The following is a 583-nucleotide window of genomic DNA, read 5'->3' on the forward strand; positions in this document are numbered from 1 at the left end:
TCTTTTCCTTATACATGAGTATAGGGAAAATGAAATATACCGTCCTATCAAAATGTTAATGTCATACATGGTAAAGGGTGCTTTTTCACGCGACCATAGGGATTATAGCCGAATGCTAAAGCTCTTTTGCATGAGATTACAATTATTGATTTTACGGAATTACTTTTTAAATATCATATCTTTTAAGATTTATGATGTCAATACCGTTCTTTTATGGATAAAAAAGAGGAATACCGTCTTAGCAGACGAGCATTCCCTTGGCAACTGCATCGGCTTTTTCTTTGCCGTTCAGCAATTCGGCAAGCTTGAGGGCAAATGGAATCGTGGTCGCCGGGCCTCTGGAAGTAATGATGTTTCCATCTACGACAACATTTTCATTTGCAGTGACATCCGCTCCTGTTAAATGTTCTTCAACCCCGGGATAGCAGGTCGCTTTTTTCCCGCTGACAAGCCCCGTTTTTCCGAGCGTCATCGTTGCGGCGCAGATAGCGGCGACATATTTTCCTGCATCCGCCGCTTCTGTCAGCGTCTTGTGCAAAGCTTGGTGTTCCAGCATTTTTTTGCTGCCTACATTTCCGCCCGG

1 protein-coding gene is annotated in these 583 nt (G+C 43.4%); it reads right to left on the reverse strand.

The window, feature by feature from the left end; translation table 11 throughout:
* Window positions 1-238: 238 nt before the first annotated feature.
* A partial coding sequence (locus ACWHAR_RS29975) for a DJ-1/PfpI family protein (protein WP_452088795.1) occupies window positions 239-583 on the reverse strand: 345 nt, incomplete at its 5' end.

It is taken from the genome of Bacillus sp. LR--39, from assembly GCF_053613335.1.